Annotated in this window: 22 protein-coding genes; 10 read left to right on the top strand and 12 right to left on the bottom strand. The window is 71.3% G+C overall.

The annotated features are described in order from the left end of the window. The first annotated feature begins 83 nt into the window (after window positions 1-83). From E1202_RS13435 to E1202_RS13425, 3 genes are read left to right on the top strand one after another with little or no spacing between them, the layout of a single operon-like run. Entirely contained in the window at window positions 84-1,580 is a 1,497-nt protein-coding gene (locus tag E1202_RS13435; protein ID WP_132683384.1) for a flavin-containing monooxygenase, read from the top strand. Continuing rightward, on the top strand, window positions 1,577-2,482 hold the full coding sequence (locus E1202_RS13430) for an alpha/beta fold hydrolase (RefSeq protein ID WP_132683383.1): 906 nt from the start codon (window positions 1,577-1,579) through the stop codon (window positions 2,480-2,482). Before E1202_RS13435 ends, E1202_RS13430 begins: the two co-directional genes overlap by 4 nt. Beyond that, on the top strand, window positions 2,479-3,324 hold the full coding sequence (locus tag E1202_RS13425; RefSeq protein ID WP_132683382.1) for an SDR family NAD(P)-dependent oxidoreductase: 846 nt from the start codon (window positions 2,479-2,481) through the stop codon (window positions 3,322-3,324). The genes E1202_RS13430 and E1202_RS13425 overlap by 4 nt, the downstream gene beginning before the upstream one ends. Here E1202_RS13425 and E1202_RS13420 read toward each other — a convergent pair. The 5 genes from E1202_RS13420 to E1202_RS13400 all read right to left on the bottom strand — a co-directional run bounded on the left by E1202_RS13420 (window position 3,254) and on the right by E1202_RS13400 (window position 8,905). Continuing rightward, on the bottom strand, window positions 3,254-4,381 hold the full coding sequence (locus E1202_RS13420) for an NAD/NADP-dependent octopine/nopaline dehydrogenase family protein (RefSeq protein ID WP_132683381.1): 1,128 nt from the start codon (window positions 4,379-4,381) through the stop codon (window positions 3,254-3,256). The two genes, E1202_RS13425 and E1202_RS13420, sit on opposite strands and share 71 nt — an antisense overlap. Before the next feature lie 194 nt (window positions 4,382-4,575). Next, complete coding sequence (locus E1202_RS13415) at window positions 4,576-5,796, bottom strand: acyl-CoA dehydrogenase family protein (protein WP_132683380.1); 1,221 nt, start codon at window positions 5,794-5,796, stop codon at window positions 4,576-4,578. Window positions 5,797-5,826: 30 nt separating this feature from the next. Beyond that, complete coding sequence (sfnG, locus tag E1202_RS13410; protein ID WP_132683379.1) at window positions 5,827-6,951, bottom strand: dimethylsulfone monooxygenase SfnG; 1,125 nt, start codon at window positions 6,949-6,951, stop codon at window positions 5,827-5,829. 108 nt (window positions 6,952-7,059) lie between these two features. Next, entirely contained in the window at window positions 7,060-7,680 is a 621-nt protein-coding gene (locus E1202_RS13405) for a 3,4-dihydroxy-2-butanone-4-phosphate synthase (protein WP_132683378.1), read from the bottom strand. A gap of 13 nt (window positions 7,681-7,693) precedes the next feature. Further along, on the bottom strand, window positions 7,694-8,905 hold the full coding sequence (locus E1202_RS13400; RefSeq protein WP_132683377.1) for an SfnB family sulfur acquisition oxidoreductase: 1,212 nt from the start codon (window positions 8,903-8,905) through the stop codon (window positions 7,694-7,696). A 181-nt stretch (window positions 8,906-9,086) separates the two neighbouring features. Here E1202_RS13400 and E1202_RS31440 point away from each other — a divergent pair, with 181 nt between their 5' ends. Continuing rightward, window positions 9,087-9,224 (top strand): hypothetical protein, encoded by a 138-nt coding sequence (locus E1202_RS31440; RefSeq protein ID WP_165943850.1) that lies wholly within the window; start codon window positions 9,087-9,089, stop codon window positions 9,222-9,224. Between the two features lie 166 nt (window positions 9,225-9,390). Here the strand turns inward: E1202_RS31440 and E1202_RS13395 are convergent, their stop codons facing one another. Beyond that, window positions 9,391-10,125 (bottom strand): SDR family NAD(P)-dependent oxidoreductase, encoded by a 735-nt coding sequence (locus E1202_RS13395; protein WP_132683376.1) that lies wholly within the window; start codon window positions 10,123-10,125, stop codon window positions 9,391-9,393. An 88-nt stretch (window positions 10,126-10,213) separates the two neighbouring features. Between E1202_RS13395 and E1202_RS13390 the strand changes: the two genes are divergently transcribed. Beyond that, complete coding sequence (locus E1202_RS13390; RefSeq protein WP_207918619.1) at window positions 10,214-10,801, top strand: TetR/AcrR family transcriptional regulator; 588 nt, start codon at window positions 10,214-10,216, stop codon at window positions 10,799-10,801. Here the strand turns inward: E1202_RS13390 and E1202_RS13385 are convergent. Further along, entirely contained in the window at window positions 10,791-11,771 is a 981-nt protein-coding gene (locus tag E1202_RS13385; RefSeq protein WP_132683444.1) for a YeiH family protein, read from the bottom strand. The two genes, E1202_RS13390 and E1202_RS13385, sit on opposite strands and share 11 nt — an antisense overlap. Window positions 11,772-11,892: 121 nt before the next feature. Between E1202_RS13385 and E1202_RS13380 the strand changes: the two genes are divergently transcribed. Next, window positions 11,893-12,792, top strand: coding sequence for a LysR family transcriptional regulator (locus E1202_RS13380; protein ID WP_132683374.1), 900 nt, complete (start codon window positions 11,893-11,895; stop codon window positions 12,790-12,792). Here the strand turns inward: E1202_RS13380 and pabB are convergent. Then, entirely contained in the window at window positions 12,727-14,763 is a 2,037-nt protein-coding gene (gene pabB, locus E1202_RS13375; protein ID WP_132683373.1) for an aminodeoxychorismate synthase component I, read from the bottom strand. The genes E1202_RS13380 and pabB overlap by 66 nt on opposite strands. A gap of 32 nt (window positions 14,764-14,795) precedes the next feature. Further along, window positions 14,796-16,304 (bottom strand): serine/threonine-protein kinase, encoded by a 1,509-nt coding sequence (locus E1202_RS13370; RefSeq protein ID WP_132683372.1) that lies wholly within the window; start codon window positions 16,302-16,304, stop codon window positions 14,796-14,798. A 210-nt stretch (window positions 16,305-16,514) separates the two neighbouring features. On the opposite strand from E1202_RS13370, the gene E1202_RS32170 reads away from it, so the two are divergent. Further along, entirely contained in the window at window positions 16,515-17,792 is a 1,278-nt protein-coding gene (locus E1202_RS32170; RefSeq protein ID WP_235878253.1) for an aldo/keto reductase, read from the top strand. Further along, the gene (locus E1202_RS13360) at window positions 17,728-18,822 is read left to right on the top strand and encodes an acyl-CoA dehydrogenase family protein (protein WP_235878251.1); all 1,095 of its coding nucleotides are present in this window, start codon (window positions 17,728-17,730) and stop codon (window positions 18,820-18,822) included. Before E1202_RS32170 ends, E1202_RS13360 begins: the two co-directional genes overlap by 65 nt. A 1-nt stretch (window position 18,823) precedes the next feature. Here the strand turns inward: E1202_RS13360 and E1202_RS13355 are convergent, their stop codons facing one another. Then, window positions 18,824-19,714, bottom strand: a complete 891-nt coding sequence (locus E1202_RS13355; protein ID WP_235878249.1) for a diacylglycerol/lipid kinase family protein — start codon at window positions 19,712-19,714, stop codon at window positions 18,824-18,826. Between the two features lie 195 nt (window positions 19,715-19,909). After that, on the bottom strand, window positions 19,910-20,098 hold the full coding sequence (locus tag E1202_RS13350) for a hypothetical protein (protein ID WP_132627042.1): 189 nt from the start codon (window positions 20,096-20,098) through the stop codon (window positions 19,910-19,912). A 351-nt stretch (window positions 20,099-20,449) separates the two neighbouring features. On the opposite strand from E1202_RS13350, the gene E1202_RS13345 reads away from it, so the two are divergent. Further along, window positions 20,450-20,878 (top strand): GtrA family protein, encoded by a 429-nt coding sequence (locus tag E1202_RS13345; RefSeq protein ID WP_132683442.1) that lies wholly within the window; start codon window positions 20,450-20,452, stop codon window positions 20,876-20,878. Between the two features lie 29 nt (window positions 20,879-20,907). Beyond that, complete coding sequence (locus tag E1202_RS13340; RefSeq protein WP_132683370.1) at window positions 20,908-22,380, top strand: bifunctional phosphatase PAP2/diacylglycerol kinase family protein; 1,473 nt, start codon at window positions 20,908-20,910, stop codon at window positions 22,378-22,380. Window positions 22,381-22,444: 64 nt separating this feature from the next. Here the strand turns inward: E1202_RS13340 and E1202_RS13335 are convergent, their stop codons facing one another. Continuing rightward, window positions 22,445-23,494 (bottom strand): NAD(P)-dependent alcohol dehydrogenase, encoded by a 1,050-nt coding sequence (locus E1202_RS13335; protein ID WP_132683369.1) that lies wholly within the window; start codon window positions 23,492-23,494, stop codon window positions 22,445-22,447. Window positions 23,495-23,526 lie beyond the last annotated feature (32 nt).

The following is a 23,526-nucleotide window of genomic DNA, read 5'->3' as shown; positions in this document are numbered from 1 at the left end:
GTGCATGTCGCTGTGGCGCAAGTCAGCGGGCCCCGGGCATGCTCCCGGGGAAAGAGCAGTCGGTCCGCGCGGGGAGCAGCACGATGACCACCACCGGCACACCGGTCGAGCACCTGGACGTCCTGATCGTGGGGGCCGGGATCTCCGGCATCGGCGCAGGTCGTTACCTCAAGACCTCGCACCCGGCGAAGTCCTTCGCGATCCTGGAGGCGCGCGGCGCCTCCGGCGGGACGTGGGACCTGTTCCGCTACCCCGGCATCCGCTCGGACTCCGACCTGCACACCTTCGGCTACGAGTTCAAGCCGTGGCGGGACGAGGAGTCGATCGCCTCGGCACCGCGCATCCTCGACTACCTGCGCGAGACCATCACCGAGAACGACCTCGAACCGCACATGCGCTTCCACCACAAGGTGGTCGGTGCCGAGTGGTCCTCGGCCCAGGCGCGCTGGCTCGTCGACGTGGAGAACCCCGAGACCGGCGCTTGCCACCAGCTCAGCGCGCGCTGGGTGTTCAGCGCGGGCGGCTACTACCGCTACGACGAGGGCTTCACCCCGCACTTCGAGGGCCGGGAGCGGTTCTTCGGCCCGATCATCCACCCGCAGCACTGGCCGGAGGACCTGGACCACTCCGGCAAGAAGGTGCTGGTGATCGGCAGCGGCGCGACGGCGGTCACGCTCGTCCCGGCGATGGCGGACACGGCCTCGCACGTGACGATGCTGCAGCGCACGCCGACCTACATCATGCCGGTGCCCAAGAAGGACGCCGTCGCCAACATCGCGGGGCGCCTCTTCGGCCCCGAGCGCGGCTACGCGATCGCGCGCCGCAAGAACATCCTGCAGCAGCGCCTGATCTGGAGCTTCTGCCAGCGCTTCCCGAAGACCGCGCGCAAGCTGATCCGCTACGTCAACAGCAAGGCGCTGCCCGAGGGCTATCCGGTCGACACCCACTTCAACCCGCCCTACGACCCGTGGGACCAGCGGTTGTGCGCGGTGCCCGACGGCGACCTGTTCAAGGCGATCCGGCGGGGCCAGGCCTCGGTGGTCACCGACCGGATCGAGACGTTCACCGAACGCGGCGTGAAGCTGGAATCCGGTGCCGAGCTGGAGGCGGACGTCATCATCACCGCCACCGGCCTGAACGTGCAGCCCTTCGGCGGCGTGCCGCTGGTCGTCGACGGCGAACCCGTTCGCCTGCCGGACACGATCGCCTACAAGGGCATGATGCTCTCGGGCGTGCCGAACCTGGCGTTCGCGATCGGCTACACGAACTCGTCGTGGACGCTGAAGATCGGGTTGCTGTGCGAGCACTTCTGCCGCCTGCTGACCCACATGGACGCCTACGGGCTCGACATCTGCCGCCCGGTTCCCAGCGATCCGGCGATGCCCAAGCGCCCGTTCCTGGACTTCGGCGCCGGCTACATCCAGCGCTCGGTCGATCAGCTGCCCAAGCAGGGCGACCGGATGCCGTGGCTGACCTCGCTGAGCTACCACTCCGACGTCAAGCTGCTGCGCTCGAACAGCGTCACCGACCCCGAGCTGCGGTTCTCCCGCGCCGAGGCCCGCGCGGAGGTGACCCGATGAGCGAGGACCTCTTCGTCGACCTGCCCGCGGGCCCGCGGATCTGCTACCGCGTCGACGGCCCGGCGGACGGGACTCCGCTGGTGCTCATCGCGGGGCTGGGCCTGGACCTGACCTCGTGGCCGCAGCGGCTCGTCGACGGCTTCACCGAGCGCGGTTTCCGCGTGGTGCGCCTGGACAACCGCGACGCCGGCCGCTCGTCGCGGATCGGCACCCCGCCGCCCGGCAGGCTGCGCCAGCTGTTCGCCCGGCCCCGGCCCGACGCCTACGACCTCGGCGACATGGCCGCCGACATCGTCGGTCTGCTCGACCGCTTGGGGCTCAAGCGCGTGCAGCTGCTGGGGATGTCGATGGGCGGCATGATCGCCCAGACCGTCGCCGCCCGGCACCCCGACCGGGTCGAGTCGCTGACCTCGATCTTCTCCACCACCGGTGCCCGCTCGGTCGGCCAGCCCGCGCGGTCGACGCTGGTGCGCATGGCCAAGGGCCCGGCGCACACCGTCGAGGAGTCGGTGGAGCGGCACCTGTGGATGCTGCGGCACATCGGCTCGGCATCGTTCCCGCCGGACGACGACCTCGAACGCGCGTGGGCCGCAGGGTTGTGGGAACGCGGTGGCGGTGCCCGTGCCAAGGAGGGCCGGCCGCGCCAGATCAGCGCGATCCACGCCAGCGGCGACCGCACGGCCGAGCTGCGCCGGATCACCGCGCCGACGCTGGTGATCCACGGCGACACCGACCGCATGGTGCACGTCAGCGGCGGTCGCGCCACGGCCGCGGCCATCCCCGGCGCCCGCTACGTGGAGATCGACGGCATGGGCCACCACATCGCCCCCAGCCTGATCGACCGGCTGGTGGCGATGACCACCGAGCACATCACCACCGCAGCAGAGGAGTCGGCCCGATGAGCGAGGTTCGCGGCAAGGTCGCCGTGGTCACCGGTGCGGGTTCGGGCATCGGCCGCGAGATCGCGTTCGAGCTGGCCCGCCGGGGTGCGCGGCTGGCGGTGTCGGACGTCGACGAGACCGGCCTGGCCGCCACGGCGGACCGGCTCGAAGCGCTGGGCGCGCAGGTGCGCTCGGCTCGGCTGGACGTCAGCGATCGGCAGGCCGTCGAATCCTACGCGGCGTCGGTGGCCGCGGACTTCGGCGTGGTGCACCAGGTCTACAACAACGCGGGGATCGCCGCCGGAGGCGCGGTGGCCGACAACGACTGGGAGACCTACGAGCGCGTGCTCGGGGTCAACCTGTTCGGCGTGATCCACGGCAGCAAGGCCTTCCTGCCGCACCTCATCGCCTCCGGCGACGGTCACGTGGTCAACGTGTCCAGCCTCAACGGCATCATGGGCCAGCCCCGCAGCACCGCCTACTGCGCCAGCAAGTTCGGGGTGCGCGGGTTCACCGAGAGCCTGCGCGCCGAGATGCTCATGGCCGGGCGCCCGGTGCAGGTCACCGTGGTGCATCCCGGAGGGGTGCGCACCAACATCGCCTCGGCCGGTCTGGAGGACGCGCGCAAGCGCGGCGAGGTGACCCCCGAGGACGAGGCGCGCGTGCGCACCTACAACGAGAAGCTGCTGAAGATGCCGCCGCGGCAAGCGGCCCGCATCATCGTCGACGGCGTCGAGGCGGGCAAGCAGCGGGTCCTGGTCGGCAACGACGCGAAACTGGTCGACCTGCTGGTCAGACTGCTGCCGCGACGCTACCCGGCGCTGGCGGCGCAGTTCGAGCGCCGGCGGTTCTCCCGGGGCTGAGCGCGCGACGGATCTCGGCGTGGTCGTGCTCGGCCCAGCCGAGCCGTTCGAGGGTCCTGCCGCTGCGGCGGAAGGGCTTCCCGGACAGCGTGGACATCACGTTGATGATGGAGCCGACCATCGGCGTGGCGATTCCGGCCTTGGCGGCGAGCGCTTCCAGCGGCACCAGCGTCGAGGCGATGTCCTCGTGCAGGAACCGGTGGTCCAGCGATCCCGGCGCGAGGATGGTCTTGTAGGGCGCTGCGCTGCGCATCGCGTCCAGCAGGCTCGTGGTGGTGCAGCCGTAGTAGAGGTCGAGCACGTCCGGCATGGGCGTCAGGGCCGCGCCGTAAGCGGCGGCGACCTCGCGGAACTCCTGCTCGACCTCGCGCAGCAACGCGACGGTCCGGTCGGAGACGCCCTCGAGGTAGAACAGCAGTTCCTCGCCGCGGTCGATGGTGCCGAGGTTGGCCAGCGCGATCGGGGCGTGGGCGACCGCACCGACATCGGTGAGTCCTCTGTGGACCAGGTTGGTGGCGATCTCCAGCTGCGGGAACCACTCCCGGATCACCGGCGCCCTGCGTTCGACCGCACCGGGCGTGGCACCGGAGACGAGGTTCCACCGCTTGGTGCCGAGGACCCGCACGCCGTCGTCGCCGTCGGGACGTGCGGCGAACAGCGCGTCGGTCTCCACCACGTCCACCTCCGGAGCCCCGCCGCTGCTCAGCGCTGCGGCGAACTCCGCGCTGCCGCAGAGCTTCCCGGAGAACAGCACGATCACGTGGTCGGTGGTGAGGTGCGCGGCCAGCGACGCGGCGATCTCCGGGTAAGCGGTGGTGATCGCGGCGACCACCAGCACCCGGCAGCGCCGCGCCAGCTCCGCCGGGTCGGCGGTGACCTGCGCGACCGGGAACCGGCCCTCCAGCTCACCGGTCGCCCGGACCTCGCCTCCGTCCCGGATCCCCGCCACCCGCTGCGGGTTTCGGGTGCACAGCCGCACCCGGTGGCCCGCCGAGGACAGGTGGGCGACCACGGCCAGCCCTTCGCCACCGGCCCCGATCACACCGATCTCGTCCACCGCAGCACTGCTCCTCGCGATCGATTCCACGTCCAAGTGGTCGGAGAGAACACCGCCGCAGTTCCCGTGACCTGGCGCACAGCACCCGATATGAGGGTGCTCGGGAGGAACGTCGCCCGCGCCCGGACTCCGGGCGCAACGGCGGGTGAGGAGGGGGTGCGGGCGCGTGGCCCGCACCCCCTCCTCGGGTCCGGTCAGGTGTACCAGGTGGGTTCGGGCACCTCCCCGAGCAGCGCGTACCGGCCGACCTCGACTCGCTTGTAGGCCACCGGGTCGTGCAGGCTGTGGGTGCGCAGGTTGCGCCAGTAGAGGTCCATGCCCACCGAGTTCGACGACGCGCGAGCACCGGTCAGCTCGAACACGCGGGTGGCGATCTCCAGGCCCACGTCGATGACCCGCTGCTTGGCCGCTGCGATGCGCACGGCGACATCACCGCGCTGCTGCTCGGTGAGTGCCTCCCGCTCGGCGTGCAGCACGGCCGAGATCTCCTCGCCCGCCTTGTCCACCAGCGCCTCCGTCGCCCACAGCTTGGCCTGCAGGTCGCCGTAGTCGTCCAGGACGTAGAACTCCTCGCCGGCGGACTCCTTGTTGTCACCGCCGTAGGGCCAGGCACGGGTGTTGCCGGCGGTGTAGGACAGCCCCGCCTCCAGCGCGGCTTGGGCGATGCCGAGGTAGAAGTTGGCGAACACCAGCTGGATGGTGGGCACGTTGAGGGTGTTGTAGGTCAGCGCCTGGAACCGCTTGTCCACGAACCCCGCCGCCGACGCCCACGGCACCCGCACCCCGTCGATGCGCACGCTACCGGACTCGGTGAGCCGCTGACCGAGGTTGTCCCAGTCGTCGCCGTAGACGATGGCGTCCTGCTGGGAGGGCACGATCGCGAAGACGTGCGTGGCGGTTCCCTCCAGCACGCCTTCCAGCACGGTCAGGTCGGAGACCTTGCTGCCGGTGGAGAACGATTTGCGCCCCCGGTACACCAGGTTGTCGCCCTCATCGGTGATGACCAGGTCGTCGTCGCGCGGGTTGACAGCGCCGCCGAAGAAGAACTCGTTGCTGGTGTAGAGCTGCTCGACCTCGGCGATCTGCTCGGGGGTGGCCACAAGCCGCGCGGCCCACGCCCACAGGTAGTGGTAGCCGAGCAGCTGGCCGATCGAGCCGTCCCCCTTGGCGACCTCGCGGACCACGCGGTAGGCGGTCTGCCAGGTCTCGCCCGCGCCGCCGTGCTCGCGCGGCCCGAGCAACGTGACCAGGCCGGATTCCTTGAGCAGACGCACCTCCTCGTGCGGTGTCTCGTTGGCCCGGTCGCGGCTCAGCGCGGTCTCGGCGAGCACCCCGGCGACCTCGCGGGCGCGGTCCAGCCAGCCCTGCGCGGTGCCGGGCCTGGTGGTGAAGCGGCGTTGTTCGGTGGTGGTCATGACTCTCCTTCTCTCGGTGTTGCCGGGATTTCAGCGAGCGTGTCCAACACCGATCGGGTCACCGGTGCGGTCCAGGTCCGCTTCGAGCTCGCGGACGATCGGCAGGATCTCCTTGCCGAAGTGCTCGACGTCTTCGAGGTAGTGCAGGAATCCGAGCAGCAGGAGGTTCGCGCCGCGCTTCTTGTACTCGACGATGCGGTGCGCGATCTGCTCGGGAGTGCCGATCAGCCCGGTGCGGAACCCGTCGTTGTACTGCACGAGATCGGCGAAATCGGAGTCGGCCCACATGCCCTTGCCGTCCGATGTGGAGTTCCCGGCCTGCTGCACGGACTTTCGGAACCCTTCGACGGCACCGGCGTCGGCCTTGTCGACGATCTCGCGCAGCACGTCGCGGGCCTCGGCTTCGCTGTCGAGGGCGATGACGAAGCCGTTGAGCCCGAAGCGCACGGCGTGGTCGTTGTCGGCCGCGAACCCCTGGACGTCGGCGACCTGCTCGGAGAAGCCGTCGAAGTCCTTGCCGTTGCTGAAGTACCAGTCCGACACGCGTCCGGCGAGTTTGCGCGCGGCGGTGGAGTTGCCGCCCTGGAAGATCTCCGGGTGCGCTCGGCCGGGCACGTCGAAGGGCTGCGGGCGGAGGCTGAAGTCGTGGATGCGATAGAAGTCGCCGGAGAACTCGAAGTTCGGCTGCGTCCACAGCCCGCGCAGCACGCGGATGAACTCCTCGGTCCGGCGGTAGCGCTCGTCGTGTTCCAGCCAGGGTTCGCCGAGTCCCGTGAACTCGTCCTTGAACCAGCCGCTGACGATGTTCACCGCGAACCGGCCCTCGGAGATGATGTCGGCGGTGATGCCGAACTTCGCGAGGATCGCCGGGTGCCACAGGCCGGGGTGGGCGGCGACGATGAGCTTGAGCCGTTCGGTGGCGGTGAGCAGGCCGAGGCTGAACGCGGCCGGGTCGTGCTGCTGCGCAGCTCCGTAGCTCGAGGCGTAGCGCACCTGGCTCAGGGCGTACTCGAACCCCCTGCTCTCGGCGAGCACGGCGAGCTTCTTGTTGTAGTCGTAGGTGAATTCGGTGCGCTGCTCGATGGTGCTGGTGACCAGGCCGCCGCTGACGTTGGGCACCCAGTAGGCGAACTTCAGCGGTGCGTTCTCGGACATGCGGAGACTCCAATGCGGACGTGGATCGGGCATGCGGCATCGACGCGCGTGGATCACGCGCGTGCGGTGGGATGTCCCGCTCTGCGGCGGGTTTTCAGGAAGGGTGCGTCAGCTGGGCGATGGTGCGCCGACGCGGGCGAGGTCGCCCTCGGTCAAGTTCCGCGCGTCGCAGGCGCTGAGTCCGCGGTCGACGGCGAAGGCGCGCAGCTCCTCACCCGTGGCCATGCGGGTCTCGTCGACCGGGCTGACCAGGTGGGCGAACACCGCGGCCGGCGCGTGCCCGGCCAGGGTGACCAGGCGCAGCGCGGCCTGCGCGAGCCCGGGCTGCGCGAAGTCGGGGTCGACCGCCACGGGGACCAGGTGTCCGGGGCGGGTGAGATCGGCCGCCACCGCCGCCGGATCGGCGAGCACGCGCGCGGCCCGGGCGCGGTCGGCGGCGGAGATCCCGGTGCTCACCCCGACGGCCGCGTCCACCGTCACGCACACCGCGGCGGCGGAATCACGCCGCGCCCGGGGCGACATCGGCGGCAGAGCCAGTTCATCGCACCGGCTTTCGGGAAGCGCGACGCACAGGAAGCCCGACGAGTGCCGGACGGCGAACGCGGTGTTGGCGACGTCGGCGCGTCCGGCGGCGAACACGACTCCCCCTTCCTCACCCGCGTCGTGCACGACGACGGCTTCTCCTGCGGCGAGCGCCGTCAGGGCCACGTCCTGTTCTTCGATCAGCATGAGGGTCCTCGTTTCAGATCTGGCCGTGGCGCGGCGGGAGGGTGCCGTTGAGGGTGTGCCGACCGATGTGCTGGATCTTCCAGCGCACCGGGTCGTGCAGGGTGTGTGTGCGGGCGTTGCGCCAATGCCGGTGCAGGTTGGCGGAATCGAGGCTGGACCGCGCTCCGGAGACCTCGAACAGGGCGTTGGTCAGCTCGATCGCGGTGGCGTCGGCGAACGCCTTGGCGGCGGCCACGGCGATGGATGCGGACCCGGCGGTCTCCTCGGTCAGGTCCGCCCGCGCGTCGTCGATGGCCGCACCGGCGGAGTCCAGCAGCGCTTCGGCTGCGCGCAGCCGGATGCCGAGTTCGCCGAAGCGCTGGATGGTCAGCGGGTCCTCGGCCGCGGTGTCCACACCCGACTCACCCCACGGGCGGCTGCGGGTGCGCACGAACTCCGCGGCGTCGGCCAGGGCTCCCCCGGCGATGCCGACGTCGATCGCCGCGTGCAGCGCCTGGGCGAGCGCGCCGTGCAGCTGCGGGCGCTGGAAGGTCATGTGGTGCGGCACGATCCGCTCGGCCGGAACCCGGACGTCGCGGAGTTCGACGGTGCCGCTGGCGGTGGTGCGCTGACCCATCCCGACCCAGTCGTCGATCACGGTGACGCCGTCGGCGTCGCGCGGCACGTAGGCGACCTGGAGGCGGTCGGCGTCGTCCTTGGCCAGCACCGGGATCCAGTGCGCCAGCAGTGCCCCGGTGGAGTAGCCCTTGGTGCCGTTGAGCGCGAAACCGCCGTCCCCGGTGGGCCTCAGCCGGGTCTGGACGTCCTGCGCGGTGCGGCTGCCGGTCTCGGACTGCGCGTTGCCGAAGCGCTTGCCCGCCAGCACATCCGCGAAGAAGAACCTCTTCTGCTGCGGTGTCGCGCTCTCGCGCAGGACGTTGACGTAGGCGAAGTGGCTCTGCGGGATCTGCGCGATGCTGGGGTCCGCGGCGCCGAGCAGCCGGAACACCTCCAGCAGCGTGCGGGTTCCGACGTCGGCGCCGCCGTGGTCGGCGGGCACGGTGGCGGCGAGCAGGCCGCTGGCCGACAGCTCGTCGAGCTCGGTGCGCGGGAGGCGGCGCTCCCGGTCCCGGTCGGCGGCCTCGACCGCGAACGAGCCGGCCAAACGGCGTGCCTGCACGAGCGCGTCGGCGTCGTCGCGCAGCACGGCGGCCACCGGGGTGGGTGCGGTGGAGGGAAATGCCATGGGAGAGCTCCTCGAAGGCGGCGAAAAACGGCGCGCGGCAGCCTTGATCAAGCGCGGCTGCGCCGAATGAGAAGGAGGAGAGAAGCGCTGCGGATCAGCGGATGCGACAGGCCTGCGCGGCCACGCGAACGAGGTCGACGTGGCGGCGCTTGGTCAGCAGATCCGCGGGGAGCACGCACTCATGCCACCAGGACCCCATCGGGGTGTCAACAGCCGGATCGGCCGTCTCATCCAGCGGACGCACGAGGTCCGCAAGACCCGCGAGGTCGCGTTCTCCACCACCGAGACCTCGACGCGCGGATGCGGGAGCGCGGGGTGAATGTTCCGTCGCCGGCGGGGATCTCGACCAGCTGCGGTGCTGTCGACCGGGACTACCGGGCCCGGGTGCCGCCGGACCTGTGCGCCGACACCCGGTCCCGGTGGTCCGCGACTCCCTGTCCGGCCGGATTTGCGCCGCGCACGGCCAGACGACCTCGACCGATGAGTCAGACCTGCCCGACTCCCCCATCGGCGGCGAGCACCGAGCCGTTGACGTAGCTCGCGGCGTCCGAGGCCAGGAAGACCGCGGCCACCGCGATCTCCTCGGGCTTGCCGTGGCGGCCCAGCGGGATCGTTCGCTGGGCCTGCTCCCGGGTTTCGGCGTCGACGAGGTCGAGCAGGCCCGGTGTGGGGACCATGCCGGGCGAGACCACGTTGACCCGGAACTCGCGCGCACCGGAGCTGTGCGCCCAGCCGCGCGCCAGGTGGTGCACCGCGGCCTTGGTCGCCGCGTAGATCTCCAGGCCGGGCTGCGGGTGCGTCGCGGCGGTCGATCCGGTGAGGATGATCGATGCGCCCGGCCGCAGCAGCGGCAGCGCCTTCTGGACGGTGAAGACCGTCCCCTTGACGTTGACGCCGAACTGGGCGTCGAACTGCTCCTCGGTGACCTCGCCGAAGGGCGCGTCGATGCCGATGCCGGCGTTGGCGACCACCACGTCGACGTGCCCCGCCCGATCTCGGACCGTCTCGTAGAGGGCGTCGAGGTCGGCGAGCTTCGAGGAGTCGCAGACCACGGCGGTGACGTCCTCGCCGAGCTCGGCGATCGCCTCGTCGAGCGCCTCCTTCCGGCGTCCGGTGATGAACACCGTCGCGCCCTCGTCGCGGAACGCTCGCGCGATCGCGAGTCCGATTCCGCTGCTACCACCGGTGACCACGGCGACCTCGTCCTGCAGGACGGCCATGCCGCCCACCTCCCCTGAATTATGGACCGTTCCGTCCACAACTCTGCCCGTTCTGGACCGTACGGTCAAGAAGTCGTATTCTCGTGCCGTGCCACGACCCCGGGAGTTCGACGAAGCCGGTGTCGTCGCGGCGGTCCGCCAGGAGTTCTGGGACAAGGGCTACGCGGCGACGTCGCTGGACGACCTCATGCGCGCCAGCGGACTCGGCAAGGGCAGCCTCTACGGCGCGTTCGGCGACAAGCGGAGCCTGTTCCTGCGCGTGCTGCGCGACTACGACGAGGCCAACGATCGCATGCTCCGCGAGCGCCTGGCCGCGGCGGAGCGGGGTGCGGACTTCGTCCGCGACTTCGTGCGCGGTCCGGGGTGCGACGCGACGGGCGCCCGACGCGGCTGCCTGCTGGCCAACACCACCGCCGAGCTGGCCATGAGCATGCCCGACGTCGCCGCCGAGGCCCGCCGCAGCTACGAGGCGACCACGCGGGTGCTGACCGAGGCGCTCGACCGCGCCCAGCGCGAGGGCGACGTCGACCCCGACGCCGACGCCGAGGAACTCGCCCGGGCCGTCCTGGCCGCCCAGCTCGGCATCGTCGCGCTCGGGCGCACCGGCATGGACCTCGACGAGCTCGCCACGGCCGCCGACTGCGCCCTGCGCAGGCTGCTGCCCGCTACTGGCTGAGCAGGCCCATCGTCGCGGTGGCCAGGGCAACGACGAGGATCGTCGAGCAGGTGCCCAGCGCGAACGCGCGCGGTCCCGTGCGCAACAGCGCCTCGACGCGGACCGCCGTGCCCAGCGCGAACAGCGCGGCGGTGAGCAGCAGCGTGGTGACCGGCCGGGACACGTCGACGACGAACTCCGGCAGCACCCCACTGCTGCGCAGCGCCACGGTCACCAGGAATCCGGCCACGAACAGCGGCATGATCGGCGGTCGCGTCGCCGTCGCGCGCCGCCGGCCGAGCAGGCTCACGCCGGCCACCAGGGGGGCCAGCAACACCACGCGGCTGAGCTTGACCACCACCGCCAGCGTCACCGCCGAGGCGCCCAGCGGCGAGGCGGCGGCCACGACCTGAGCGACCTCCTGCACGCCCGCCCCGGCGATCCGCCCGCCGAGGTCGGCGCCGACACCCGTGGCCGCGAAGGTCACCGGCAGCGCGATCATCGCGACGGTGCCGAAGATGGTCACCATCGCCACGCTGGTCGCCACGTCCTCGTCCTCGCGGTCCACCACGCCCTCCACCGCCGCCACGGCGGACGCCCCGCAGATCGAGAACCCGGTCGCCACCAGCAGCGACAGCCCGCGCGAGACGCCCAGCACCCGGCCGAGCCACAGCGTGCCGGCGAAGGTCACCGCCACGGTGATGAGCACGGCCAGCACCGTGCCCGCACCCAGCCCGAGGACCTGGCCGATGCTCAGCTGCAACCCGAGCAGCACCACGCCCGCGCGCAGCGGTGTGCGCGCCACCCACGCGAGTCCCGGCCGCACCCGCTCGGGCAGGCGCGGCAGGTTCCCGACCACCACGCCCAGCGCGACCGCCACGGTCAGCGCGCTGAGCACCGGAACCTGCGAGGACACCAGCATCGACACGGCCACGGCCGCGCCGGTGAGCACGAGTCCCGGAACGAGGTGGGCGTCAGCGCTGGTCAGCATCTTCACACCGGTCAGGTTCGCCGACCGCGCGGCGAGCCGGTAGCCGTCACCGGCGCAGGTCGTCATAGCCTCATGGAATGCCCGGGCCCCAGCGCACCCGCCCAGGACCTACCCTTCGGGAATGACCCCGCCCGATTCGGAATCCCTGCGCCTGCTGGTGCTGGTGGGCGAGCTGGGCAGCATCGGGGCGGCCGCCGCCGAGCTGCGCATCAGCCAGCCCTCGGCTAGCAAGCGCCTCAACCGGCTGGAACGCCAGCTCGGCCTGGCGCTGCTGGAACGAACCCGTCAGGGCTGCACGCCCACCCCCGCCGGGGAGATGGTGTGCGGCTGGGCGCGCGAGGTCCTCGCGCACGTCGACGGGCTGATGAACGGCGTCCGCGCGCTGCGCGCCCAGCAGGAGTCGAAGCTGCGGGTGGCGGCGAGCATGACCGTCGCCGAATACCTCGTGCCGCGCTGGATCAGCCTGCTGCGCGAAGCCCTGCCCGAGGTCCACCTGGAGCTCGACGTCACCAACTCCGCGGCCGTGGCCGAAGCGGTCCGGCACGGCCAGGCCGATCTCGGCTTCATCGAAACCCCCGACCCGCCCGAAGGCGTCTCGGTCCGCTACGTCGCCCGCGACCGCATGGTCGTCATCGCCCCGCCCGGACACCCCTGGTCGACGCTGCGGCGACCGCTGACCCCCAGCGAACTGGCCGCCACCCCGGTGATCGTGCGCGAACACGGCTCGGGCACCCGGGAAACGCTGCACCGGGCGCTGGCCGCGGTCGGCGCTACGCCGGTGGCCCCGCTGCTGGAACTGCGCTCGACCACGGCGGTGCGCAACGCGGTCGTCGCCGGCGCCGGTCCGGCGGTGCTCAGCACCCTCGCGGTGGCCTCCGACCTGGCGGAGCAGCGCCTCGTGGAGGTCCCGGTCGCCGACCTGGACCTGCGCCGACCGCTGCACGCGGTCTGGCGCTCAGGGCTTCAGCTCACCGGTCCGGCTGCCGCGCTCCTGGCCACCGCCATGCGCGCCCCCGACTGACGGCGGCAGCGCGCGCGTCGGTGCGGCGGCCTTGAGCAGCATCTCGTCGAACTCGGCCTCCGGATCCGACGCCAGCACGATCGCGCCCCCGGCGCCGACCTGCCAGCGGCCGTCGACGAGCACCATCGTGCGGATGACGATGTTGAGGTCGGCCACCCCCGAGCAGCCCAGGTAGCCGATCGCGCCCGAGTACACGCCGCGCGCCCGGTCCTCCAGCTCACCGATGATCTCCAGCGTGCGCGGTTTCGGCGCCCCGGTCATCGATCCACCCGGGAAGCAGGCGCGCACGCAGTCGATCGCGTCGTGCTCGGGGCGCAGCGCACCGCGGATCGTGGACACCAGCTGGTGCACGGTCTCGTAGGTCTCCACCGCCATCAGCTCGGGCACGTGCACGGTGTCCACCGCGCACACCCGGCCGAGGTCGTTGCGCATCAGATCGACGATCATCAGGTTCTCGGCCCGCGTCTTCGGATCGGCCGCCAGCTCCCGCCGGATGCGCGCGTCCTCCTCGGGGTCCTCGCCGCGCGCCGCGGTGCCCTTGATCGGCTTGGCCTCCACGACCCCGTCCGCGGTGATCTTGAGGAACCGCTCCGGCGAGGAGCACGCCACCTCGACGCCGCCCGCGCGCAGGAAAGCGGAGTACGGCGCGGGGTTCCGGCGGCGCAGGCGCCGGTAGGTCCGCAACGCCGGTTCCGCGGCCGGCAGGTCCGCCGAGTTGGTCAGGCAGATCTCGTAGCTCTCCCCCGCCAGCAGGTGCTGCCGGCACCGGAGGACGTCGCGCACGTACTCGGCGCGGTCGCGGGCCAACGCGGACTCGACGCCATCGGCCTCACCGTCACCGGGTTCGTCGAGCCGGACCGAGTCCGACAGCAGCGCGGCGGTCTCGGCGAGCCAGTCGACCGCACCGGACCGGTCCTCGCCCTCGCTCAGCGCCACCAGGTAGGTGCGCTGCTGCTGGTGGTCGACCGCGACGAAGCGATCGGCGAAGGTCCACACCGCGTCCGGGGTCGGTGAGCGGTGCCGGTTGGGCGAGCCGCAGTCGGCCTTGAGCTCGTAGCCGAAGTAGCCGACGTAACCACCGGTGAAGTCGAACGGCAGCGGCGGTGCTTCGACCTCGCGGCGCGCCAGCTCCCGCTGCAACCGGTCGAGGACCGGTTCGTCGCCGGAACCGACGCGGTAGACCAGTGTTTCGCTGAGCGGACCGGAATCGTCGCCGAGGAAGGAGAACCGCGACAGCCCCTCCTCGACCCGGGAGCTGTCCAGCCAGAACGCGTTCTCCGACTGCGAGAACAGCCGCGTGAACGCCGATTCGGTGTCGACCGCTCCGTCGAGCTCCACGACGTTGGCGCGGAACGTCCTCCGCGGCTGGACCCTTCGCGGCGCCCGTCGCGCGGTCCGAGGTGCGCTGCGGGTGGCGAGGTCGCGGAAGTTGGCGAGCAGCCGCTCGCCGTGCTCGGACGCGACGGACTCCGGGTGGAACTGCACGCCCCAGCGCGGCAACCACCTGTGCCGCAACGCCATCACCACCCCGTCCTCGGCGCGCGCGGTGACCAGCAGCTCCTCGGGCACCGGCTCGGCCACGCACAGCGAGTGGTAGCGCACGGCGCCGAAGCCGGTGGGGATCCCGGCGAACATCGCGTCGCCGTCGTGCTCGACGCGGGTGATGTGACCGTGCCGCGCGACCGGGGCCGGCACGACGCGCGCTCCCTCGCTCACCGCCAGGCCCTGGTGCCCGAGGCACACGCCGAGGACCGGCACGGTGGCCCTGGCCAGCACGTCAGCGCAGATGCCGAAGTCGCGCGGACGTTCAGGCGTGCCCGGTCCGGGCGAGAGGACGACGTTGTCGTAGTCGTCCAGGTCGACCGACGCGTCGTTGGTGACCACGTGCGGCTCGCAGCCGTTGACCCGGGCCAGCAGGTGGAACAGGTTGTAGGTGTAGGAGTCGTGGTTGTCCACCAGCAGCGTGCGCACGACTCGACCCTCCCGTCCGGGGGTTGCGAAGGTCAGCTGTCCTCGCCCTTCTTGTCCTCTTCGCCCTTGCGGTCCTCGTTGCCCTTGTTCTCCTCCTTCTTCTCCTTGCCGGGCGGCTCGGGACGCTCGGTCCGCGCGGGCGGTGGAGGCGGAGGTGGCGGCGGCGGGGTGCTGGTCGAGGAGTTCAGCACGGCGTCGGAGACGATCAGCGGCTGCCGGGCGCCGCGCAGTCCGAGCTGGTGGTGCTCGGTGACGCGAACCCCGTCGGCCATGAGGAGTTCGACCCCGACCAGGACGGTGTTGGGCGCGCTGGTCCTCGGCGGCTCGATGACGCGCACGTCGGCCACGCTCGACCAGAAGCCCTCGTAGCCCGCACGGCCCTGCGCCTGCAACCCGGTGCCCAACCGCGTCCACGCGTTGGCGGGGTGCTCGGGCAGCAGCGCGTAGTAGTCCGAGACGACGCGTTCGAGCTCGGCCGCCGTGGCGGACTGCTCCACCGGCTGCTCCTGCTCACCCGAGGGCAGCAGGAAGGCCAGCAGGACCAGCACCACAGACGCGGCACCGGCGGCCGCGTAGAGCCAGCGCCGCGAGCGGGCGGGCCGTTGCGCGGGGACCGGTGCGTTGGTGAGGCGGGTGCCCTGGCTCGGCGAACCGGCCGGGACCCGGGCCACCGGCTGCGTGATCTCCGGGTCGGTGACCGGCGGGAGCGGCGACGGAGCTCCGGAGACCACGGCCTGCATCGCCTCGCTCGCCTGGGCGGGCGTGGGCCGTCGAGCGGGGTCGACGTGCAGCATCCGGGTCAGCACCGGGGCCAGCACACCGGCCAGCTGCGGCGGGCGGATCTCCCCCGCCGCGACCTCGTGCAGCAGGGCGATCGAGTTCTCCGCGTCCGCGCCGAACGGGGGCACGCCCTCGACCGCGGCGTAGAGCGTCGCGCCCAGCGAGTAGACGTCGGAGGCCGGCGTGGGCGCCTGCCCTCGCGCGACCTCGGGAGACAGGTAGGCGGGTGTGCCGGCGATGATGCCGGTCTGGGTGACCGCGACGTCGTCGACCGCGTGCGAGATGCCGAAATCGGTGATCTTGGCGGTGCCGTCGTCGCTGAGCAGGATGTTGCCCGGCTTCATGTCGCGGTGGGTGATCCCGGCGGCGTGGGCGGCGTCGAGGGCGGCGGCCGTCTGCGCGCCCATGCTGGCCACAGCACCGGGCGTCATGCGCCCCTTGGTCTCCAGTACCTCGGCGAGGCTGCGCGAAGGCAGGTACTCCATGATCAGCACGGGGAAGCCGTCCTGCTCGATCACGTCGTGCACGGCCACCGCGTTCGGGTGGTGCAGGCGCGCGGCGATGCGGCCCTCGCGCATCGCCCGCTGCCGGGCCTCCTCGACGAGCTCGGGGCTCGACACCGCGCTGGGGTTGAGCTGCTTGACCGCGACGGGGCGTCCCAGCAGCTCGTCGGTGGCCAGCCACACCACGCCCATACCGCCGCTGCCCAGTCGCCGCTCCAGCCGGTACCGGTCGGCGAGCAGCGCGCCCACCTCTGCCACGCGTAGCCCTTCTGCTCGGGAAAAACCCCGACCAGGCTAACCCGGACGTGGAATCAGCCCTGGACCCCCGGGCATCTTCCTGACCTCCGAACTGGGAAAACGAGCGCTTCCGGAGCATCACCATCCGGTTCGCGGCCGGGGCGGCGGAAATCCTGACGGCACGTGACCGATGCGTGACACTGTGGTCCGACCGACCACGGGAGGAACGTGATGGAGTACCGGACCGTCGGCGCGACCGGCGTTCGCGTGTCGCCGCTGTGCCTGGGCACGATGTCGTTCGGCGCCGAGGCCGACGAGCAGACCTCGGCCGAGATGTTCCAGCAGGCGCGCGAGCTCGGCCTCAACTTCTTCGACACCGCCGACGTCTACGCGGGCGGGCGCTCCGAGGAGATCCTCGGCAGGCTCATCGCCGACTGCCGCGACGAGGTCGTGCTCACCTCCAAGGCGTTCTTCCCCACCGGACCCGACATCAACGCCCAGGGCTCCTCCCGCCGCTACCTGGTGCGCGCGGTGGAGGCCAGCCTGCGGCGCCTGGGCACCGACTGGATCGACTTCTACTTCGTGCACGCCTTCGACGCGCACACCCCGATCGAGGAGACCCTGCGCGCGCTCGACGACCTGCAGCGCCAGGGCAAGATCCGCTACCCGGCGGTGAGCAACTGGGCGGCCTGGCAGATCGCCAAGGCGCTGGGGATCTCGGCCAAGGACCGGCTGGCGCGCTTCGCGCTGATCCAGCCCATGTACAACCTCGTGCGCAGGCAGGCCGAGGTGGAGATCATGCCGCTGGCCGAATCCGAGAAGCTCGGCGTCATCACCTACAGCCCGCTCGGCGGCGGCCTGCTCACCGGCAAGTACGGGACCAGCCGCCGTCCCGAGACCGGACGCCTGGTCGACAACGAGCGCTACGCCCGGCGCTACGGGCAGGAGTCCGACTACGTCACCGCCGAGAAGTTCACCGACTTCTGCGCCCAGCAGGGCGTCGAACCGGCCACGCTGGCCATCGCCTGGGCGATGTCGGCCCCGGCGGTCACCGCCCCCCATCATCGGCGGCCGCGACCTCGACCAGCTCGCCGATTCGCTGGCGGCGCTGGACATCGACATGACCCCGGACCTCCGCGAGGAGATCTCCCTGCTCTCCCCTCCCCCGCCGCCGGCGACGGACCGCACCGAAACCCGCGACGCCGCTCTGACCTGAGGCCGGAAAGTTCGCCGGGCGCGGGAAGACCGCGACGACGGGGGCGTTATCGTGCTTCTCGTCGTGGCGTTTTCGCTTCGCTCGGAGGGGATGGCCTTGAGCAGCAACGAGATCTCACGTTGGGCCGAACAGCCCAGGCCATCGTCCGCCGACGGGTGGATCGCACGAGCGCGGGACGTCGCAGGGGTTCTTGCCACCGACGCCGTCGAGCGGGACCGGGCCGGTGCGGTGCCGACGCGAGAGGTCCAGCTGCTCAAGGACTCCGGGCTCGTCACCCTGCTGGGTCCGGCTGAGCACGGTGGCGCGGAGCAGCACTGGACCACCGCCTGCCGCGTGGTGCGCGAGGTCTCCGCCGGGGACGGGTCGATCGGACAGCTGCTGGGCCACCACTACGTGTGGACGTGGGCGATGCGCCTGGTCGGCACGCCCGAGCAGATCGCCGAGGTCGACGAGCTCTACACCACCCGCGGCCACTTCTTCGGCGGCGTGGTCAACCCGCGCGACCACGACCTCGTCGTCATCGATGAGGGCGAAACCCTGCTCTACCGCGGCAAGAAGTTCTTCTCCACCGGCAGCAAGGTCGCCGACCTGCTGGTGATGGAGGGAACGCTGGAGTCCAGCGGGAACAGCGTGTTCGCGGTCGTGCCCGCCCAGCAGGACGGGATCACCTTCGGCGACGACTGGAACAACCTCGGCCAGCGCCTCACGGTCTCCGGCAGCGTCGAGATCGACGACGTCCGGGTGCCGTGGTCCGGCGCCGCCGGGTACGTCGACAAGCAGTTCCGCCCGTCGGCATTCAGCACCCTGCACGTGCCCGCGCTGCACCTGGTGTTCGCCAACCTCTACCTCGGCATCGCTCAGGCCGCGCTGCGCGCCGGCGTCACCTACACCCGGGGCCACACGCGCGCCTGGCCCTACGGCGGCGAGGGCAAGAACTCCGGGACCGAGGAGTTCTACGTGCTGGAGGGCTACGGCGACCTGCAGTCCAAGCTGTGGGCCGCCGAAACGCTCACCGACGCGGCGGGGGCCAACCTCGCACAGCTGCTGCACGCCGACCGCGATTCGGTGACGCGCGAACAGCGGGGCCGCGCAGCGGTTCTCGTCTCCGCAGCCAAGCAGCGCGCGATCGACGTGGGCCTGGAGATCGCCAACCGCGTCTTCGAGCTCACCGGCGCTCGCGCCACGGCCAACTCGGTGGGCATGGACCTCTACTGGCGCAACCTGCGCACCCACAGCCTGCACGACCCGGTGGCCTACAAGCGGGTCGAGGTCGGCCGGTACACCCTGCGCGGTGACCTGCCGACCCCGTCGCCCTACAGCTGAGCTACTCCGGCGCTTCGCCGTCGGTCCAGGTGCGCGGCACGACCACGTGCAGGGCGTTGCGCGCGACCTGGAAGGTCTGCGGAGTGCTGGAGACGACCTCGCCGTCGATGTTGATCGGCAGCTCGCCCTCGGTGTCGATCCGCACCGCGCGGGTGCGGATGTGCTCGACCTGATCGCTGGACTTGCCGGTCTTGAGCCCGCGCACGACGTCGGCGAGCTGGCGGAGGTTGCCCTGCCGGATGACCGTGACGTCCAGCGAGTTGTCGTCGATGCCGGAGTCGCTGGCAGCCAGCTGCCCGCCGCCGAAGTAGCGACCGTTGGCGACCGAGACCTGGAGCAGCTTGTCGTACTCGCGGTCCTCGTGATCGCCGTCCGGGAAGCTCAGCTTGGCGCCGAAGGGCCGGTGCTTGACGAACGCCTTGGCGGTGGCCACCGGGTAGGCCAGCGGACCGACGTAGCGCTTCAACCGCGGCGACATGGCCTGCGCGACCTCGGCGCCGATGCCGACCGAGGCGCGGTTGACGTAGTAGTTGTCCCCGCACAGCCCGAGGTCGACGTCGACGATGTGGCTGCCCAGGATGGTCCGGCAGGCCCCGTCGAGGTCATCGGGGATGTGCATGGTGCGGGCGAAGTCGTTGGCCGTGCCCAGCGGCAGGAGAGCGAGCGGGACGTCGCGGTGCGCGAGGCAGTCGACCACCGAGCTGACGCTGCCGTCTCCGCCGCCGACGATGATCAGGTCGTGGCCGCTCCTGGCCGCCGAGTCGACGGTTTCGACCAGCCGCGACGGATCCTGGAGCGGGTAGGTGGCGCCCAGGGGTACGCCGAGCTCGCGCAACCGGTCGAGGGCGTAGGCGTAGGCCTTGCCTCCGGTGCGCGAGTGCACGTTGACCACCAGGGCGGCTTTGGTGACAGGCCGCTCGATGCGAATGGTCCGCCTCCTGCGAAGTTCGGGGACACCGACGGCGTCCTTTCTACCGCCGCCAGGTCACCGACCACACCCCGCAGGGGTGTCGAGGGACCGGGCGGCGTCACCGAGAGGCAGCGGAACCGGCCTCGCGGCCTTCAACCTCACCGCGGGAACGCTCGGTCAGGCGCGGGCGCCGACGTCGGCGGTGACGACGCCGGTCGAGACCAGACGGCGCTTGGCTCGGCGGGTGCCCCACGGACCGTGCAGGGCGATCATGTCGGACGGGAGCGGACAGGTGCGCCCACCTTCGGCGATCCGGGAAATACCGGCCTCCGGGCGGGGCTGAGCGTGCTTGGACACAGTTCTCACCAGCGAAAAGTAGGTAAAGAGCGAAATTTGGGCAGGAGAGCACGCGCTGCCGTGAATCAATTATGCGCCATCCGGTGTCGATCTTCACGGCGGGGTCGCCATCCGTTCCGAATGCGGCGAATTCCATTCGCATTCCATTGTGGATCGAATTGCGATTTCCGCGAGTTCACCGGATTTTAGGATTGATTTCACTTCCCACTGAAGCGATAGGCGTCATCGCCACGCGCACGACCCCTCGGCGAGTCGCGTGCATCCGGGCATGCCATGGTTTGCGTCATGACCGCCGGGCAGCAGGCCGAGCCGACCGCACAGCAGTCCCAGCCCGACCGAGGGCAGCGGTTCCACGCCGCGATGGAAGCCGTGACGCGAAGACTCCCCTTCGGGCTCTCCCGCGTCGTCGCGCCGAGCCTCCTCGGCTTCGCGCTGATCAACGGCTCCACCTTCGCCTTCGACCTGCTGCTGCTCACCCTGTTCCGCAGCGCGCTGCACTGGCCGGTCCCGGTGGCCTTCACCGTCGCCTACCTGATCGCCTTCGCGCTGAGCTTCGTGCTCAACCGAGCGCTGAACTTCCGCTCGCACGCACCCGTCGGGCCGCAGGCCGCGCTCTACGCGGTGGCGATCCTGATCAACTACCTGGCCTTCATCCTCGGCCTCGGCAGCGGCCTGGCGGCGCTGGGCACGCAGTACCACGTGTCGCGGCTCATCGCGGGCCTGTGCGAAGCGGTGTACATGTACAGCGTCATGCGCTGGGTCATCTTCCGCGACACGGACGGTCGCTGAGCTCCAGCCGCACCGGCTAGTGTCGCGACGTGCTCAACAGCGTTCGCGCGATCCGCCGACTGAAGTCCGCGGACCACCACTTCGTGCTGCGTTCGGCGTCGTGGCCGCGCAGCACCGCAGACCCGGCGTTGCGCCGGCTCTCCCACCTCGCCGACCACAGCAAGCTGTGGCTCGGCGTCGCCGCCGTGCTGGCGACCAGGCGCGGGCGGCCGCGGCGAGCGGCGCTGCGCGGAGCCAGCGCGATCGCGTTCACCAGCGCCGTGACCAACGGCATCGGCAAGCCCCTGCTGCCCCGCCGCCGTCCCGCGGCCAACCTGCTGCCGGTGCGCCGCAGGCTCAGCACACCGCCGTCGTCGTCCTCGTTCCCATCCGGTCACGCGGCCTCGGCGGCCGCGTTCACCACCGCGGTGTGGATGGAGTCCCCCGCGATGGGAATGGCGCTGCTCCCGCTGGCCGGGGCCGTCGCGTACTCGCGGGTGCACACCGGCGTCCACTGGCCGACCGACGTGCTCTTCGGCGCCGCGATCGGCACCGGCGTCGCCGCCGCCACCAGCCGCTGGTGGCCGGTGCGGCCCACCGCGCCGAGCATCGCCAGGCCCAGCGCGCGCACCGTCGCGATGGAGGAGGGCGACGGGCTGGTGCTGCTGGTCAACCCCTCATCCGGTGATCCCGCCCGGGACCCCACCGCCGAGCTCGCCGGACTGCTGCCGCGCGCCGACTTCGTCCACCCGCTGCCCGGGGTCGATCTGGCCGATCAGCTGCACGAGCACCTCGACGCCACCGGGGACGCGAAGGCGCTCGGCGTCGCGGGCGGGGACGGCAGCGTCGCGGCGGCAGCGGCCGTGGCCGCGGTGCGCGGGCTGCCGCTGCTGGTGGTGCCGAGCGGGACGCTCAACCACTTCGCGCGCGATCTCGGCGTGAACAGCACCGACGACTCCGTGCGCGCGCTGCGCGCCGGTTCGGCGGTGAACGTGGACCTGGGCACGGTCAAGGTCGACGACGTGCCGCAGCAGTGGTTCGTCAACACCGCGAGCCTCGGCGGCTACCCGGACATGGTGCGGCTGCGCGAGAAGTGGGAGCACCGCTGGGGCAAGTGGCCGGCCGGAGCGGCGGCGCTGGTGCGGGTGCTGGCCAGCGCCGAGCCGATCCCGGTGCGGATCAACGGGATCGACCGCAAGATCTGGCTGTTCTTCGCCGGCGGCAACGGGTACCAGCCCAAGGGGCTGGCTCCGACCTGGCGGCCCAGGCTGGACACCGGCGTGCTGGACGTCCGCTACATCCGCGCGGACCTGCCGTTCTCCCGGATCCGGTTCGTCGCAGGAGCCCTGACCGGGGCGCTGTTCCACAACCGCGCCTACGTCCAGGAGGAGCGCGACCGGGTTCGGGTCGAGGTGCTGGGCGCGCCCGTGGCGCTGGCCCGCGACGGCGAGGTCTCGCTCAAGGGAACCGTTTTCGAGTTCGCGGCCCGCGACGGAGCGCTGCACGTCTACCGGCCGGACTGAGCGGGAGACCCCGGGGGCGCCGCGTCCCGCGTTCGGCGCTCCCGGGTCCTCCTCGATTCGTTCGTCAGGCGCCGATGGTGGCGGTGTCGATGACGAAGCGGTAGCGCACGTCACTGCCGGTGACGCGCTCGTAGGCGGCGTTGACCTGGTCCGCGGAGATGGTCTCGATCTCCGCGCCGATGCCGTGCTCGGCGCAGAAGTCCAGCATCTCCTGGGTCTCGGCGATGCCACCGATCATCGAACCGGCCAGGGACTTGTTGCCGCCGATCAGCGAGAACGCGCTGTAGGACAGCGGCGTGCCCGGGGCACCCACGTTGACCATGGCTCCGCCGACGCGCAGCAGACCCAGGTAGGAGTCGATGGGCAGCTCGGCCGAGACCGTGTTGAGGATCAGGTCGAAGGTGCCCGCCAGGGTCTGGAAGGTCGACTCGTCGCTGGTCGCGTAGTAGTCCTTCGCCCCGAGCCGGAGGCCGTCCTCCTGCTTCTTCAGGCTCTGGCTGAGCACCGTCACCTCGGCGCCCATCGCGGCGGCCAACTTGACGGCCATGTGGCCGAGACCGCCCAGGCCGACGACGGCGACCTTCTTGCCGGGACCGGCACCCCACTGGCGCAGCGGGGAGTACGTGGTGATGCCCGCGCACAGCAGCGGAGCCGCGACGTCGAGGCCGATGCCCTCCGGGATGCCGCAGACGAACGCATCCTTGACCACGACCTGCCGGCTGTAGCCGCCGTAGGTGTTCTCGCCGTCGAAGCCGACGCCGTTGTAGGTCTGCACGTTGCCCTTGACGCAGAACTGCTCGGTGCCGGCCTGGCAGTACTCGCACTCACCGCAGGAGTCGACCATGCAGCCGACGCCGACGCGGTCGCCGACCTGGTACTCGGTCACCGCCGACCCGACGGCGGCGACGGTGCCCGCGATCTCGTGGCCCGGGACCATCGGGAAGATCGCGGTGCCCCAGTCCTCGCGGGCCTGGTGGATGTCGCTGTGGCAGATGCCGGCGTAGGCGATGTCGATCAGCACGTCGTCCGGCCGCAGGTCACGTCGCGTGATCGTCGTCTGCTCCAGGGGTGCCCCCGGGGACGGAACGGCGATAGCGTTCGTGATCGTGCTCATGAACCCTCCATGGAACAGCTTGTGCACGAGCT

Source organism: Saccharopolyspora karakumensis (assembly GCF_004349225.1).
GTDB classification, from domain to species: domain Bacteria; phylum Actinomycetota; class Actinomycetes; order Mycobacteriales; family Pseudonocardiaceae; genus Saccharopolyspora; species Saccharopolyspora endophytica.
The sequence above is the reverse complement of the archived record's forward strand: the minus strand, read 5'-3'. Positions and strand labels throughout refer to the sequence as shown.